Source organism: Brevibacillus jepli (assembly GCF_047229145.1).
GTDB lineage: Bacteria > Bacillota > Bacilli > Brevibacillales > Brevibacillaceae > Brevibacillus.
Genome location: NZ_JBFEFW010000002.1, coordinates 312,009 through 327,796, shown reverse-complemented (window position 1 = coordinate 327,796; position 15,788 = coordinate 312,009). Strand labels below are relative to the sequence as shown.

Here is a 15,788-nt window from a genome sequence, read left to right as displayed (position 1 = left end):
CAAAGCTTAGTGGCAACATTTTTCTTGGTGATGATTTACTTGTCGTTTATCAGCTTGGGTCTCCCGGATTCGTTACTGGGGGCAGCTTGGCCTGTCATGCAGGCAGAATACGGTTCGGCATTTGGTGTAGCAGGTGTGATCAACCTTGTCATTGCATCTGGTACAATCGTGTCCAGCTTGATGAGCGGTGCACTAATAAAACGACTGGGAACCGGACAGATCACGCTGATTAGCTGCTTGATGACGGCGGCAGCCTTACTCGGATTTTCTTTTGCCCCTTCGATTTTATGGTTGATGGTATTGGCATTGCCGCTGGGACTGGGAGCTGGCTCTGTAGATACTGCGCTGAATCATTATGTCGCCATGCATTATAAGGCACATCATATGAGCTGGCTGCACTGCTTCTGGGGTGTGGGTGCTACGCTTGGCCCCATTATTATGTCGGGCTATATTCGAGATCACGATTTATGGCGTCATGGATACTTGACTGTCTCTCTTCTACAATTCTCGTTAGTCGTATTGCTGGCGTTAACGCTCCCATTGTGGAAACGGATGGAGAAAATACAGAGTCATGCTGTCAAAGAGACACAGGAACCTCAGGTAAGTGGTCATAGCGAACATCCGTTGCGAATGAAAGGGGTCAAGCTGACATTGCTGACCTTTCTCTTCTATTGCGGGGCTGAAGCATCCGTGGGATTATGGGGAAGCAGTTTTTTGGTAAATGTGAAACAACTACCTGCGGCAGTGGCGGCGGAATGGGTAGCCATGTATTATGGTGGCATTACTGTGGGGCGATTGATCACTGGCTTTATTACTTTCAAAGTGAGCAATCGCGTCCTGATTCGCAGTGGGCTGCTCATTTCTTTGGCTGGAGCCTTGCTGCTTATTTTGCCATTACCAACCTTCTGTTTCTTGATCGGATTTCTGTTGCTTGGGCTTGGCTTCGCTCCGATTTATCCTTGTATGCTGCACGCTACCCCTGAACGATTTGGAAAAGCGCAAACGCAAAAGCTGATAGGCTATCAGATGGCAGTTGCTTACACCGGTGCTACACTATTGCCTCCGATGCTAGGCTGGCTTGCTGCAGAGACGACGGTTGCTATTTTACCGTTTTTTACAGGCTTTTATATTGTGTTCATGCTAGTTGGTTCTGAGAGGGTCAATCGAATGATGAAGAGTCGAGCTGTTCAGGCAGAAACGGTCTAACATATGGCAAACGTTATGTGGAAGAGATCATGTTTTGCAGAGCTTTCCCGTATAAAGAGAGGGGTACACTGTCGCCACTAATGTAATAAAAGATGGCCATCCCATTCTCTAAAGCAAGAATCGTCCATGCCATTTCTTCCGCGGATAGAGTAGAATCGCAATCCTTTGGAAGCACTGTCTGTATGGCCTTGGAAAGATGTTGCACTGATTCCATAATCATGTCAGACCAGCGCTGGCGAACTGTCTCTTCGCGCATGGCATATAGCAAAAACTCCATGTTCAACATGCTCCACGTTCGATTTTGTTGCTGAACGGACATAAAATAAGCATTCATTGCTTCAATAAAATGCGATAATGAGTGCTGGTGATCAATTACGTGATGGATATTGGACACATGTAATTGCATCTGACGCTCCAAAATAGCGAGAAAGAGATCTTCTTTGGAATGAAAATGAGCATAAACGGCTCCTTTGGTAAATCCGGCATGTTCCGCGATTTTATCAACGGAAGCACCGTGAAAACCTAACTGAGCAAAGGTCTCGGTGGCTGAGTCTATGAGCAATTGCCGTGTTTCCTTTTTGCGCTCTTCCTGGGTTAATCTGCGTCTGTTCATTCAACATCCTCCTTCTCTTGACAAGCATACCATGTAGAATTAACATTCCATATAGTATTTAAATCCTTTTTGGTATGTAAGATACAAATGGCAGTTTTGTAGGAATTAACCGTCTACTATGTCATGCTATTTTGGAGTACGATATAATAGATCATCTTGTTAAAGGGGAAAGTTTACGAATGCAAAGGGAAGAAAGCGTTACAGCGCAGAACCGGCCTTTTTCCACGATTTTGGCGCAAACGGTTAAAACGGGAATTATTAAATCAAATTTGATTCCGATGTTTGCTGGCTTGACATTGGCATTATATACGTATCATTTTAGTTTGATTGACAAGCTGCCAGAGATATTATTTGCTACGATTGGCTCTATCTTAATCATGGGCGCAGCAGGAGCATTTAACAACGTGTACGATCGAGATATCGATTCCGTCATGGAGCGGACGAAGAACAGGCCTACGGTGACAGGGGAAATATCAGCGAAGACCGTTTTATGGCTTGCTGCATGGATGACGATTTTTGGTTTAGTGGCGCTTGCTATGGCGACACCATTGGCAGCTTTTATCGGTTTTCTCGGACTGTTTTTCTATGTGGTGCCATACACCATGTGGACCAAAAGAAGGACCATTTACAATACGGAGGTAGGGAGTATTTCTGGGGCAATGCCACCGTTGATCGGATGGGCAGCCATTCATCCAGACATCACGCATCCTGCTATTTTGGGTCTTTTTATCATCATGGTTATTTGGCAAATGCCTCACTTTTATGCAATCGCGATTCGCAAGCATGATGAGTACAAGGCTGCCAACGTTCCTATGCTACCGGTTGTCAAAGGTGCGAGACGAACCTACATTCAAACGAATGTTTACTTGGTTGTATTAATTGCGAGTAGTTTTCTATTCTGGTCGTTAAGCGCTGGTCTTACATTGATGGCCCTGCTTTTGAATATTTTATGGCTTGTTCTGAGTGTTTTTGGATACCGTAAAATGGATTCGCAGAAATGGTCAAAAACGATGTTTATTTATTCCCTGATTCATATGACGGTGCTGTTCTCGACTGTGATTATTTACTCGCTGATGGGCATTATCTTTAAGCTGTAAATGGGAATGGATCATGGATCAATCGAGCTGCCTTCTTCTCGAAGGTAGCTTTTTTGTTGAGAAAAACCCGTTCAATAGATGATTCTCTTGCCTTTTGGCAAAAATGGGCGCATGAGATAGGAACGAATACCCATCGCCACTTCATAAATCTAGAGTAGTTCCCATGAAGTGTCGGAGGTGAAAATAGATGGATGAGTTTAAAAACGAGCTAAAAAAATTAAAGGCATCTGAAATAAAAGCGGATAAAGTACAGCGTTGGGACAAACAAAAAATGAATGAAGCGACGCTAGTTCGAAGCCGGTGTGGTGGTTGTGGAAGGTGCGGTGGTTGTTTTAGATGTGGCTGTGGTCGTTGTAGTCGATGCAATTGCTCCTGCTCGTGTAGCTGCTCCTGTTCTTGCTCCTGCTCTTGCAGCTGTAGCTGTTCCTGCTTCTGCACTTGCTTCTTCCCCTGCTTTATCCCGATTAATCGAGATTAATCACTACTCAAATGAAGCCCCTGCCAATCGTTTGTCTTGGCAGGGGCTTTGTTTTTCAGCTGGAATGTGAGACAAAGAGTGCTACATAAAATAGGTGTGACATTGTTTTGTCGCAAATGGGCTCATTTCACAAAGGTAGGGGGAGGAGAATGGATAAGCTGAATCCTTCGATGCGCATAAAGGTGAAGCGGGATACGGTATATGTACCCGATTCAGACGGAAGTGTATATTTTCGCAATAACATCGGAACTTTCCGCATGAAGGGTGACATGATCGATCGATGGGTAGACCAGTTAATGCCCATGTTTAATGGGGTGCATACGCTGGAGCAATTGACCGACGATTTGCCACAAGAATACCAGCAGCAAATATTCCAGGTGGCCGGTACTCTTTTGGAAAATGGATTCCTTCAGGATGTGAGCCTAGAGCAACCACATGACCTATCACCTGAGGTCATGTCGAGGTATGCAGCACAGATTGAATTTTTGGACCAGTTAGGCGGATCGGGAGGATATCGGTTTCAAAAATATCGAACGGAAAAAGTATTGGTGATCGGAGCAGGTTCCTTTCTCCTTTCTGTCATCCATGCATTGCTGGAATCGGGATGCGTTCAATTCTCTTACGCAATAACGGATGAGACCTCGACTAATCGTGAGCGGTTAGAGGCGATCATCGAACATTCGCGTAGGAAAGACCCACACGTAAAGCTGGATGAGCTTATGCTGGCGTCGTGGGGGTATGCCGAGTGGTCAGAGGCCATCGAGCCTTTCACTGGTATTTTGTACGCGTCAGCAAACGTAAACAAGGAAGAAGTTAGTGTAATCGAATCCGCGTGCAGAGAGCGGGAGAAGGTGTTCGTCCCGGCGTTATTTGTCTTGCAAAAAGGAATGGTAGGGCCGCTGATTCAACCACAGTCAGGGGCTTGCTTTGAATCGGCTTGGCGTCGTGTGCATCGACAAGCTCTATGTGCGGACCCCGAACAACACCCATATTCCATGACAGCTGCAGCCATGCTGGCGAACATCGCTGTTTTTGAATGGTTCAAATCTATTTCAGGTGTTAATGAAGCGGAGGACTCCAACAAAATTTATTTGCTTAATCTGGAGACGTTAGAAGGAAGTTGGCAGTCATACTTGCCTCACCCGATGCTCAATGAAGATTTGAGCATGTTTGTATTGGATGAGAGAGAACTTGAATCACGGTTATCCAAAGAGGCAGAACAGAAAGAAAGTCTATTGTCTCTGTTTCCTTCATGGACCTCCTCTGATACCGGAATTTTTCACCGCTGGGATGAAGGAGAGCTTACCCAGCTACCGCTGACTCAGTGTATGGTGACAGCAGTTGATCCTGTGGCAGATGGTCCTGCTGAGCTGTTGCCAACTGTCGTATGCGCCGGTTATACCCATGACGAGTCACGAAGAGAAGCAGGGTTGCTTGGGGCTGAGATGTATGTGGGGAGAATGGTGAACCACCTTACTGTACAAAATACGGCTGTTCCAGTTGAGATAGAGGGCAACATTGGGATTGGAGCAGGAGAAACGGCAGCAGAAGGTTTATGCCGAGCGTTACGGCATTGTTTGACACTCACGTACGTAGCAGAAAGGAATGGGCGACAACCAACAGCTAGACCTGTGAATCCTGACTCAATTGCTGATGAACAGTCCCAGTTTTATTTACGGTCTTTCGCGACATTAGGTGAGAAACCAACGATTGCGAAGGGGCATGACGTGTACGGATTTCCGGTTTATTGGGTGGGAACACGCACTGGTTGGCATGGAAGTGTCGGACTACAAGAGCGAGATGCCTTGCGTAAAGCATTGATGTACGCCTTGCATCGCGTCCAGGATCAATCAAGGCATTTGTCCAAATATGTGCTGTCAGCGCAATCTGTTGCATTGACGGGTGAAACAATGGAGCTGGCACTCACCACTAGCATAGAAGAGTCGGAAGTGGAAGTCTGGAAGCAAGCAGTGGATGTACTAGCCCATCACCATAAAAAGCTGTTGATCATGAATGCGGCGATGGAGCCTTTTTTGGAGGAAGACCTCGGCGGGGTGTTTGCTGTGATGCTCTCTGGGGAGGTGCTTCCATGAGTGCGGAGATCATGGTCATCGGGGATGGGATATTGGCAGAGCTGGTTTCAGAACGTCTGATGACAGATTACCGCGTGTGGCGGAGTGAGAATATAGAATCCGTGTCTGGCGATTTTGATTTGGCCCTGCTGTTGCACGATACGTATCACCCTTCCGTACATCTGCAGGCAGAAAAGCATTTCCACCAAACCCATATTCCATGGTTGCGTGGCTTTGTTTCATTTGGAGAAGCGGTTGTAGGTCCACTTGTGCGTCCAGGTCAAACAGGGTGCTCACAGTGTTCCGATATGCGGCGCTTGATGGCAGGACGGGATCGCAAAGAGATGTGGAAGGTGCAACACAAGCTGAGAGAGAAAGGCGGTATCCATCGAGATCCGTGGTCATCCCGAACTGGCTTGCTGCAGGTGGCACAGCACGTAATCGCGGAGGTTGAACGTATCGTTGAAGGAAGGCAGGCGCAGCTATCAGACCATATCCAATTCATAGATTTACAAACATTGACAAGCACGCGCCACTTCTTTTTACCGAATCCGTTGTGTCCAATATGTATGCATTTGCCGGAAGATTCAGAGGAGCGGGCAAGAATACGGTTGCAGCCTAACATGAAGCGAAGTCCTGATCACTACCGCACAAAATCGATAGCAGAATTGCAACAAGCACTGACGTCTGAATATTTGGATTCCCGTACCGGATTTTTGAATGCGAAAGTACGTGATCTTGTCTCCGTTTTTGCAGATGTGAGCGTCAATCTTCCTTTGTTTTCTCATGACGAGGGTACGGCGGGCAGGTCAGTCTCATATACGGATAGTGAGTTAACGGCAATTTTGGAGGGAATGGAACGATATTGTGGGTTGATGCCGCGTGGCAAGAGGACGATGGTTCGTGATTGCTATGCAAATCTTGCACCGCATGCACTTGACCCGACGACAGCAGGAACTCATACCGAAGAGCAGTATGCCCTTCCTGATTTTCCTTTTCAACCGTTTGATGCCACGCGAGAAATGAACTGGGTATGGGGTTATTCCTTTAAGCAAGAACGACCGATTCTGGTACCAGAGCTAATGGCTTACTACAGTATGGGATTCGGAGAGGGAGTTGTATTTGAGACCTCTAATGGTTGCGCCTTGGGTGGCAGCCTGGAGGAGGCGATATTTTACGGCATTTTGGAGGTGGTGGAGCGCGATGCTTTCCTCTTGACCTGGTATGCCCAATTGCCATTGCCACGCCTCGATCCGGCTACTGCCAACGATCGCGAATTGCTTTTGTTAATCGACCGAATGCAAACTGTCACGAATTATGATTTGTACTTGTTCGATGCGACGATGGAAAACGGCATTCCGAGTATCTGGACGATTGCGAAAAACCGCGGCAAGGAAGGACTGCACCTCGTCTGTGCAGCAGGAGCGCATCCCGATCCTATCCGTGCTGTAAAAAGCTCCATTTACGAAACAGCCGCTATGCTACTGACATTGACCGAGAAATACGAAGCGAATCGAGAAAAATATTTACGCATGCTCAACGACTCGTCCCTCGTGAAAAAAATGGATGATCATGCCATGCTGTATAGCTTGCCTGAAGCAGCGGAGCGCTTATCCTTCCTGCTGAATGAGTCTCGCCCCATGGTCTCATTCGCTGAACAATTCCCGGCCAGAAGGAAGCATCATGACTTAACAGACGATTTGCGGGATTTGCTCGAAGTGTTTCAGCAGCTAGACCTCGATGTCATTGTGGTGGATCAAACGACACCAGAGGTCAGTCGCCACGGATTATCCTGCGTACGTGTCTTGATTCCCGGCATGCTGCCGATGACATTTGGCCATCATCTCACGCGAGTAACCGGACTGGAGCGAGTATTGCAGGTTCCTGTAAAGCTGGGCTACGCGAAGCAACCACTGCGTGTAGAAGAATTGAATCCATATCCACATCCGTTTCCATAACATGCATGTGGGAGTGAGCCGGATGAGTCTCGATGATTTTTTGTACCGCCTTCACTTTGATATGGAAAAGTCCAGGCCACATGACCTCGAAGTCGATTGGGAAGATGCTCCACTGTCATACAAGTTGTACAGGGGACTACCTGTCATACAACTGCCGAGTGAAGTGCCATTTACACTCGACGAGCAAACGGTAGGGCAAGAGCTATCTCTCAACCAATTGGGTGCGTGGTTATGGTATAGCTATGGACTTACGCAGTTCAGTCAATCTTTGTCAGCCATGACTTCGCCTGATGCAATGACTGAGCTGTTGCAGCCCTTTGTCACGAAAAGAAGACCGATTCCGTCTGGTGGAGCTCTCTATCCAAGCGAGCTGTACGTGTATGTGAAGCTGCCAAATATGACTCACGGGCTTTATCATTACGATGCGGCTCACCACCGACTCGTTCAATTGCGCGAAGGTAATTATGATCACTTCCTCACCAGCGCATTGGGCGGCAGGTGCTCAGTGAATGCTTGCTTTGGCGTTGCTTTTGTTTCCATTTATTTCTGGAAAAACTTTTTTAAGTATGATGACTTTTCCTATCGGCTGCAGGGACTGGATTCGGGCGTACTGATTGGACAAATGCAGGAAATGGCAAAGCAGTTCGGTGTTTCGACTGCGGTACACTATCAGTTCCTGGATCGAGCGATGAATGAACTGCTGGGCTTGTCAGCGGATCAAGAGAGTGTATATGCTGTTCTTCCCTTAACAGTTCAAGCAGAAGGGGTGTGGTCGTCACATACACCGAGGAGAGAATCCTCTGGGACGCTGATTAGGGAGCTGCCTGAACGAAAGCATGTGCATGTGAACTGGTCACAAAGGATGAGAGAATATCCCATGCTCTTGCAAATGAATGAAGCTGCTATGCTGGAATCTACGCTTTCGTTCACTCGTTATACCAATGCTTTCTTCACGAGTGGGGAACCAGTTGCGGAGGAGAGAATCATTCTTCCGCGTGTGCAGCAACCAGGCTACGATCTGGCACAATTTTGCCGAGAGCGCTTTTCACCGGAAATGGACTTTGTGCGGAGGAAGACAGACCATAATCAGGTAGCGAGTATACTCGAGAAAACAATGAGCGTCCTCGCGTATCCGAATGATTTGGACGGTCCTCAGGAGGAGGGAGCTTGGGAGAGGCTCGCTTTATATGTCTATATTTATCAAGTAGAGGGATTGCCAGATGGTGCATACCGATATGAACCTCGGGAGCACGCTCTTTATCCGATTGTGTATGGTGATTTACGCGCACGTCTTCAAGATGGAATGACATTGGACAACGTGAATCTGTATCAGGTGCCGCTCTGCTTCCATGTGGCTGGCAAACGAGATCATTTGATCAATCAGTTAGGGTATAGAGGGTATCGCATCCAGCAGATGGAGGCAGGAATCGTCGTGCATCGTTTGCTTTTGGCGGCATTCATGTGTGGAATGGGTGGCCATCCGCTACTCGGATTTGATGTGCGCAATTGTGATGACCTATACAATCTGGAGGCGGAAGAGGAAACGTGCCTGATTCAAATACCAGTCGGACACTATCGACCCCGCGCCAGATTGCAGGGCGGACTACATGGATAATTAACATGTAAGACCCGAGTCGCTATGACCCGGGTCTTGTTGTTATTCCCCTACGATTTCCTTGATTCCTTCCACCAATCGTTCGATTTCCTCGTTGGTATTATACGGTGCCAGACCAGCTCGTATCCAGCCGCCGCTATCATGGATTCCTAAGCAGTTGGCAAGCGTAGTGGCGTAAAAATCTCCGTCCGCAACGAAAATACTATGCTTCTCGCACAGCTGCTCGCATACTTGCTGCGGGGTGAAGCCTTCGATTCGAAAAGCGATCGTCGGTGTTTTCGCGACATCGTCCTTTGCTTGGTAGAGAGTGACTCCCTTCATCCCGCCAAGAGCTTTACGCAGCTTTTCTGCCAGCTGATTCTCATAGGCTTCGATCGCCTCATAGCCAGAGCGGATTTGCTCAATGAAGGTATCTCCTGAACCTAGCGAAGCAATCAATTCAATAGCAGGTCTGATCCCTGCGATGCCCTCGTGATTTTGCGTCCCGGTCTCCAGCTTGTCTGGGTAAGAAGCGGGGGCGGGAACCAATTTGTAGACGTCCAGTGCTTCGAAAATTTCCTTTCGGATGACAGCAATGCCAACATGCGGGCCAAAAAATTTGTAAGCCGAACAGAGCAGGATATCGGCTCCAATCTCATCACGATGGATGGAGAGGTGAGGGACCGCATGGACGGCGTCCACGGCGACAATGACGCCTTTGGCACGTGCTTTATGGGAAATGGCAGCGAGATCATTGATCGTTCCAATTGCATTGGAGGCTAGCCCTACAGCAATGAGCTTCGTTCGGGAAGTGAGGAGCGTATCGAGCTCGTCGATTTGTAAGGTAAGTGTCTCGCGATTCACCTTTAGCCAGCGCACCGTCATTCCACGATCAGCGGCAACAGTCAGCCACGGGTCAACATTCGCGCGGTGATCCAGCTCGGAGACGATGAGTTCATCCCCTTCCTTCCAATGACGACCTAATGCACGGGCAATGGCAAAGGTCAGTGTGGTCATATTCGCTCCGAAGGCTACTTCCTGCGGTTTCGCCTGAAAGAGGTCTGCTACTGCTTGCTTGGCATCTGCGAGTATTGTTTCTGTCTCTTTGCTGGTCGGAAAGGAGCCGTGCAAATTCGCTCCACCGTTTGCCATATAGCTGTAAATCGCGTCCATTGAAGCTTTTACGACCTGAGAGCCGCCTGGGCCATCCAAATAGACGACTTGCTTGCCGTTGTATGTTCGTTGCAGAGCGGGAAATTGTTCCCGGACCGCTTGAATGGGGAACCGTTCCGTTGAGACTTCTAACCTCCAGTCGTTGGAATGCATAAAATGGCCAGGGGGATATTCGAAGACACATTCAGCTTGAAGAGAGAAGCCGAGCTTGCGGCAAATGGCGTTCGATGCAGGGTTGTCTACTGAAGGGTAAGCATGGATGAACTTGTGTCGTCGTTCTTTGTTGATGAGAGTGACGACTGAGGATAAGGCAGCGGAAGCAATTCCTTTTCCCTGGAATGGCGGGAGGACACTCCAGCCTACTTCGTATACGTTCTCACCTTGCCAAACGCGGTCCCAATAGCCGATGCTCCCGACACGGATTTGATCTGGCAGCAAAACGATGCTGAACATTTTGCCGGTCAGCTGACCGTCCCTGTTCACGTATCGCTTGTGCCGAACGAGGAGCTGTTCCTCTGTCTCTGGACCTCCAAGATGCTCCATCATGTCAGGCGCATTCAACAGACGCAACAAGGAAAGATCGTCTTCTGTCCATGGCTGAATCCGAACGAGCGCAGTGTTAATCGTCGTGGACATTTTTTCACTCCTTACCAACTGGATTTTCCGTGATGACCAAAATCATTTGTTATCTCTCATTATTCGTAAAAAATTCAAATTAATCAATCTTCAATTCGTGTGAGAAGGCAATCTGGAAAATTGTGATATAATGGTAGATGCCCGAGAGCTTCGCTTGATCTCGGAGTATTCGAATGAGTAGCTGAGGTGTAGGAATAGACCCTTTCTGATAAAACAAAACGGCCAACATAAATATACGGTCTTCCAGCGGCAAAAAACGCTACAAGGAATGAAGAAAAGCGGAGGGGTACCAGTAAAATGAGTACTAAACGAATTGATACGCAAAGACTCATGCTAATTCCATTTACACACAGAATCGCGACGAATATTTTGCGGGAAAATTACGAAGAGTTAACGGATATGGGGCTTACACTAGGCAAAGGCTGGCCTGATCAGGATGCAATCGACACAATGCCCAAAATCATGAAAGCGCTCGACTTGGTAGGGGAACCGACTGGGTTTGAATCGTGGATGATTATTTCAACAGATGGCATGAAGATCATAGGTGATGCGGGTTTCAAGGGAAGGCCGAACGCAGAAGGAGAAGTGGACATCGGCTATGGAATAATTGAAGCCGAGCGAAAAAAAGGCTACGCGATTGAAGCGGCTACAGGGCTAGCAAATTGGGCATTGTCGCAGCCGGAAGTGAAAAAGATAACAGCGAAATGCTTGCTCGATAACATAGATTCAGCCAAAGTTTTAGTGAAAATGGGTTTTGAGGAAATAAAGAGAGACGATACAATGATTTACTGGTCCAAGCAGTAGGAATGCCTGCTAGAATAGTGTCAATGATAGACACGAAAAAAGGACGCATACATGGCAGTCCTTTTTTTGTAACCCAAGTCTTCCTTCTTTCGTATTGAAAGATAAGGAAAAGATTATCGCTTTTCATTGAACTATGTGGAGCGTGTCTCTATACTGGAGAGATAAGCTTTGGATCATAATTGTGAGGGATAGCATGCAGAACTGGATGACCCAAATTATTGAACAATATAGTTACTTCGGTATCTTACTCATGATGGCACTGGAAAACGTCTTTCCACCCATACCATCGGAGGTAATCTTGACCTTTGGTGGATTTATGACGACGAAATCATCCTTAACCGTCTTTGGCGTAATCGTGTCAGCAACAATCGGTTCGGTGTTGGGGGCGATCATGCTCTATGGAATCGGTTATTACTTGGATGTGCAAAAAATAGAAAGGATCGTAGAGAGATGGGGGCATCTTCTGCGGATTAAAACGGCAGATATCCATAAGGCGAATGAATGGTTCGACCGATACGGATACTGGACGATCTTTTTTTGCCGGATGATCCCATTGATCAGAAGTCTTATCTCGATTCCTGCTGGCATGACCAAGATGAATTTCGGGTTGTTTTTGCTGTTTACAACGCTGGGGACATTCATCTGGAACATTGCGCTGGTGATGCTCGGTAACATGCTCGGGGAATCGTGGGAGGAGATTCTGTACTACTTCGATCTCTATTCCAATATCGCCTATACGGTGCTCGCGATTGCGGGGATAGGCTTCCTTATTATTTTCTTCCGCAAGCGAAAAGCAAATGCCTAACGAATTCAAACCATCTTTCCATTATGGGAAGGTGGTTTTTTTCAATCAGATGAGCAACAGGTAAACATATTATAAAAAGTTGTAATTTTCTTGCAAATACAAGTCCAAGAAAATGCGGTAAGGTGTAGGGGAGGGAGTAGATCCTTATTTCTTGATGCTGGGGGAGATGGAGCTTGATCGATTTATTACTGGTAAACGGCGTTGTCATCACCATGGACAAGGAACGTCGCGTATTGCAGGATGGTGCAGTTGCCATTGATAAAGGAAGAATTCTGGAAGTAGGCGACACACACTTGCTGAAAGAGAAGTATCCCGCGCAAAAAGTAGTCGACTGCGCTCATCATTGTATCCTGCCAGGCTTTGTCGATGCACATGGTCACGGTGGGCATTCGTTGTTCAAAACCATTGCGACAGACAATATCACCGACTGGATGCCGATCATGACCAACACGTACAAGCACTACGTGACGGACGACTTCTGGTATTACGAAGGCAAGCTGTCAGCGTTGGAGCGGTTGAAGGCCGGAATTACGACAGGTGTGAGTGTTTTGGGCTCCATGCCGCGTTCGGATGATCCGATTTTTGCCTTGAATCATGCCAAAGCATACAATGAGGTCGGTGTTCGTGAAATCGTAGCAACTGGACCGTGTAATCCGCCGTGGCCGCATCCATTCAGCCGTTGGGTCGATGGGAAAAAGGTAACGAAGGAAGTCACCTATGAACAGGTGCTAGCCGGAGCAGAAGCAGTGATTGAAGCCCTGAATCACGCCAATAACGATAAAACCAGAGCATACATAACCCCGTTTGTCATTGTGACCTCCGTCAATCCGTCCTATCCGACACCTGCCGACCAGTTGTTTGGATTAACTGAATTCGACCGGTACCAAGCACGCAAAATCAGGGAGATTGCGAAAAAGTACGATACCCGTATCCATTCAGACGCTTTTGGCGGAATGATTCACCTCGCAATTCAAGACAAAGAGTACGCGCTGCTCGGTCCAGATGTTCACTTGCAGCATTGTCGGGGAATTTCTTTTGACGAGGCGAAAATATTGGCCGAAACAGGAACGAATGTGAGTGCTTCCCCTGGCTTTGGCCAAATTAATGCACGTACACCGATTACCGAGCTCTTGGAGATGGGAGCGACCGTGGCAATCACGACCGACGGAACTTCACCGATGACGCCATTTGACATGTTCCAGGCGATGCGCAGAATGCAGCTGTTACAGCAAGCCGCGCTGCGGGATTATTACTACCTCCCGCCAGGTAAGCTTCTGGAAATGGTGACAATCGATGCGGCGCGTTGCGTGGGCTGGGACGATGAGCTTGGATCGCTTGAGGCTGGCAAAAAGGCTGATGTCATTACAGTGAATATGCATCAAGCCCACCTGAATCCAGAGAACATGCACGTCCATCGGGTCGTCTATCAGGCGGTTGGCGGAGACGTGAACCATGTCATCGTCGATGGTGAGTTGATTATGGAAGAGCGTAACGTATTGACTGTGGACGAAAAGGTTATTTTGAAAGAAGCAAATGAGGAAGCAAATCGTACGATCGAGCGAGCTGGTCTGGAAAAATACATGCAGCCAAGCAAGTATTTCTGGGGACATGCACGGGCTTATTTGGACGAGAGAAGATTCGATCCAACCAAGTTATAGGTTAAACAGCTACTGCACATAAAATACTGTCACTGCATTGAATAGGAGAAGGTGCCCGCCGCCTTCTCTTTTTTCATTTTATTATAGTTGACAAAAACGATAGGATTAATCATTATTTATTCATAATCCCCATCGACAAAGTTGGAATAAAAAAGAGGTGCAACCATGTATCTGACTATTGGTAATGTTACGAAACATTTTGTGAATGAGCACCAAGAGAAAGTAAAAGTTCTGGATGATATCAATCTGGAGGTCGAAAAAGGCAGTTTCGTTTCCATAGTAGGTCCCTCAGGGTGTGGCAAATCGACATTGCTTTACCTAATAGCTGGCTTGGATCAACCAGACAGCGGAGACATACTCGTTGCTGGCAAAAAAGTGACGAAGCCCGGTCCTGACCGGGTCGTGGTTTTTCAAGAAGCAGGGTTGTTTCCATGGCTGACGGTTTTAGAAAATGTTACATACGGCTTGAAGCTGAAAAAAATGTCTGAGACAAAAGCCAACGAAAAGGCGCTGGAAGTGCTGAAGATGGTGCATTTAAGCAAATATGTGCACTCCTATCCACACCAGCTCTCAGGGGGGATGAAGCAGCGTGTGGCCATAGCCCGGGCACTTGTCATGGAGCCTGACATTCTGTTGATGGATGAACCGTTCTCGGCACTGGATGAACAGACGAGGATGGTCCTTCACAAAGAGCTCCTGGAGATTTGGCGGAAGACCAAGGTCACAATATTTTTCGTTACCCATAATATTCGTGAGGCTGTTCTCCTCAGTGAAAAGATCGTCGTGTTTGCCACACGACCCGGCAAAATCAAGGAGACCATTACGGTTCCTACACTGCGAGATGGTGTGATGCCAGACAGTGTGACATTGAACACGGAGCAAAAGGTGCTATCGATCCTGCAAGAAGAGATAGAAAAAGTGCTGAAGGAGGAAATGGGGAATGATTACAGCTTTAAGACGGGTCATCTTCATCGCCATGATAGCGGCGATATGGGAAGTCACATCTAGATTATCCGGACTGCCATCGTTTATGTTTCCCAGCTTGACCCAGGTTTTCGAAACACTCGTAAACGGCTTGATTAGCGGACAAATTACCGCAGCGATTGGGAAAAGTATGGGACGAATATTGCTGGGCTTTGTCATCGCCATCGTCGTTGGACTTATATTAGGCTATTTCATTTGGAGATATAAGCTCGTGGAAGATACGCTTGGCTTTGTTGTGACGGCTCTCCAGTCCATCCCGAGTATCGTCTGGTTCCCGCTTGCGATTATTTGGTTCGGCCTCAATGACTTTTCGATTCTTTTCATCGTAACCATTGGCGCGACCTGGACGATGACTGTCAATGCAACCAGTGGTTTTAAAAATGTCCCGCCCCTTTATCAGCGGGTAGCCAAAACATACGGTTCTTCTGGCTTTCACTTTGTACGAACCGTGATTCTTCCTGCATCCGTCCCGCAAATCATCTCTGGTCTGCGAATCGCCTGGGCTTTTTCCTGGAGGGCACTTATGGCCGGTGAATTGCTAGGTGGAGGTGGTGGACTGGGTCAATTGCTCGAAATGGGACGGTCGCTTGGACAAATGGATTTGGTTATCTCTGTCATGATCATTATTGCGATTATCGGTACGATCGTCGATAACGTCGTCTTTTCACGCATCGAGCGCAATGTACAGATGAAGTGGGGAGTCCATTAAT

The 15,788-nt window shown here is 47.5% G+C and carries 13 protein-coding genes; 11 read left to right on the top strand and 2 right to left on the bottom strand.

Going from position 1 to position 15,788, the window contains the following annotated elements; genetic code table 11:
- The first annotated feature begins 9 nt into the window (after positions 1-9).
- Positions 10-1,206, top strand: coding sequence for an MFS transporter (locus AB1L17_RS03495; RefSeq protein ID WP_412847410.1), 1,197 nt, complete (start codon positions 10-12; stop codon positions 1,204-1,206).
- Positions 1,207-1,219: 13 nt separating this feature from the next.
- Here the strand turns inward: AB1L17_RS03495 and AB1L17_RS03490 are convergent, their stop codons facing one another.
- Positions 1,220-1,819 carry a TetR/AcrR family transcriptional regulator gene (locus tag AB1L17_RS03490; protein ID WP_412847409.1) on the bottom strand — a complete coding sequence of 200 codons (600 nt, stop codon included), beginning with the start codon at positions 1,817-1,819 and terminating at the stop codon, positions 1,220-1,222.
- Between the two features lie 179 nt (positions 1,820-1,998).
- On the opposite strand from AB1L17_RS03490, the gene cyoE reads away from it, so the two are divergent.
- The 5 genes from cyoE (at position 1,999) to AB1L17_RS03465 (ending at position 9,039) form a co-directional block, all read left to right on the top strand.
- The gene (gene cyoE / locus AB1L17_RS03485; RefSeq protein ID WP_412847408.1) at positions 1,999-2,916 is read left to right on the top strand and encodes a heme o synthase; all 918 of its coding nucleotides are present in this window, start codon (positions 1,999-2,001) and stop codon (positions 2,914-2,916) included.
- 187 nt (positions 2,917-3,103) lie between these two features.
- Positions 3,104-3,394 carry a heterocycloanthracin/sonorensin family bacteriocin gene (locus AB1L17_RS03480; protein WP_412847407.1) on the top strand — a complete coding sequence of 97 codons (291 nt, stop codon included), beginning with the start codon at positions 3,104-3,106 and terminating at the stop codon, positions 3,392-3,394.
- Positions 3,395-3,543: 149 nt separating this feature from the next.
- The gene (locus AB1L17_RS03475) at positions 3,544-5,487 is read left to right on the top strand and encodes a putative thiazole-containing bacteriocin maturation protein (protein WP_412847406.1); all 1,944 of its coding nucleotides are present in this window, start codon (positions 3,544-3,546) and stop codon (positions 5,485-5,487) included.
- A complete protein-coding gene (locus tag AB1L17_RS03470; protein ID WP_412847405.1) occupies positions 5,484-7,424 on the top strand; it encodes a TOMM precursor leader peptide-binding protein in 1,941 nt (646 codons plus the stop codon). The genes AB1L17_RS03475 and AB1L17_RS03470 overlap by 4 nt, the downstream gene beginning before the upstream one ends.
- Positions 7,425-7,446: 22 nt before the next feature.
- Positions 7,447-9,039: a SagB family peptide dehydrogenase gene (locus tag AB1L17_RS03465; protein WP_412847404.1), complete on the top strand. Its 1,593-nt coding sequence runs from the start codon at positions 7,447-7,449 to the stop codon at positions 9,037-9,039.
- A gap of 42 nt (positions 9,040-9,081) precedes the next feature.
- Here AB1L17_RS03465 and AB1L17_RS03460 read toward each other — a convergent pair whose 3' ends face one another.
- Complete coding sequence (locus tag AB1L17_RS03460; RefSeq protein WP_412847403.1) at positions 9,082-10,827, bottom strand: cysteine desulfurase-like protein; 1,746 nt, start codon at positions 10,825-10,827, stop codon at positions 9,082-9,084.
- A 297-nt stretch (positions 10,828-11,124) separates the two neighbouring features.
- Between AB1L17_RS03460 and AB1L17_RS03455 the strand changes: the two genes are divergently transcribed.
- From AB1L17_RS03455 to AB1L17_RS03435, 5 genes are all read left to right on the top strand, one after another.
- The gene (locus tag AB1L17_RS03455; RefSeq protein WP_412847402.1) at positions 11,125-11,631 is read left to right on the top strand and encodes a GNAT family N-acetyltransferase; all 507 of its coding nucleotides are present in this window, start codon (positions 11,125-11,127) and stop codon (positions 11,629-11,631) included.
- Between the two features lie 193 nt (positions 11,632-11,824).
- Complete coding sequence (locus AB1L17_RS03450) at positions 11,825-12,436, top strand: DedA family protein (RefSeq protein ID WP_412847401.1); 612 nt, start codon at positions 11,825-11,827, stop codon at positions 12,434-12,436.
- Positions 12,437-12,609: 173 nt separating this feature from the next.
- The gene (locus AB1L17_RS03445; RefSeq protein WP_412847400.1) at positions 12,610-14,094 is read left to right on the top strand and encodes an amidohydrolase family protein; all 1,485 of its coding nucleotides are present in this window, start codon (positions 12,610-12,612) and stop codon (positions 14,092-14,094) included.
- 165 nt (positions 14,095-14,259) lie between these two features.
- Entirely contained in the window at positions 14,260-15,102 is an 843-nt protein-coding gene (locus AB1L17_RS03440) for an ABC transporter ATP-binding protein (protein WP_412847399.1), read from the top strand.
- A complete protein-coding gene (locus tag AB1L17_RS03435) occupies positions 15,035-15,787 on the top strand; it encodes an ABC transporter permease (RefSeq protein WP_412847397.1) in 753 nt (250 codons plus the stop codon). The genes AB1L17_RS03440 and AB1L17_RS03435 overlap by 68 nt, the downstream gene beginning before the upstream one ends.
- Position 15,788: the final 1 nt, after the last annotated feature.

Coding starts and splice junctions, on each gene's coding strand:
- AB1L17_RS03480 (WP_412847407.1), top strand. CDS start 3,104: ATGGATGAGTTTAAAAACGAGCTAAAAAAATTAAAGGCATCTGAAATA.
- AB1L17_RS03450 (WP_412847401.1), top strand. CDS start 11,825: ATGCAGAACTGGATGACCCAAATTATTGAACAATATAGTTACTTCGGT.
- AB1L17_RS03455 (WP_412847402.1), top strand. CDS start 11,125: ATGAGTACTAAACGAATTGATACGCAAAGACTCATGCTAATTCCATTT.
- AB1L17_RS03490 (WP_412847409.1), bottom strand. CDS start 1,819: ATGAACAGACGCAGATTAACCCAGGAAGAGCGCAAAAAGGAAACACGG.
- AB1L17_RS03475 (WP_412847406.1), top strand. CDS start 3,544: ATGGATAAGCTGAATCCTTCGATGCGCATAAAGGTGAAGCGGGATACG.
- AB1L17_RS03465 (WP_412847404.1), top strand. CDS start 7,447: ATGAGTCTCGATGATTTTTTGTACCGCCTTCACTTTGATATGGAAAAG.
- cyoE (WP_412847408.1), top strand. CDS start 1,999: ATGCAAAGGGAAGAAAGCGTTACAGCGCAGAACCGGCCTTTTTCCACG.
- AB1L17_RS03435 (WP_412847397.1), top strand. CDS start 15,035: ATGATTACAGCTTTAAGACGGGTCATCTTCATCGCCATGATAGCGGCG.
- AB1L17_RS03460 (WP_412847403.1), bottom strand. CDS start 10,827: ATGTCCACGACGATTAACACTGCGCTCGTTCGGATTCAGCCATGGACA.
- AB1L17_RS03440 (WP_412847399.1), top strand. CDS start 14,260: ATGTATCTGACTATTGGTAATGTTACGAAACATTTTGTGAATGAGCAC.
- AB1L17_RS03470 (WP_412847405.1), top strand. CDS start 5,484: ATGAGTGCGGAGATCATGGTCATCGGGGATGGGATATTGGCAGAGCTG.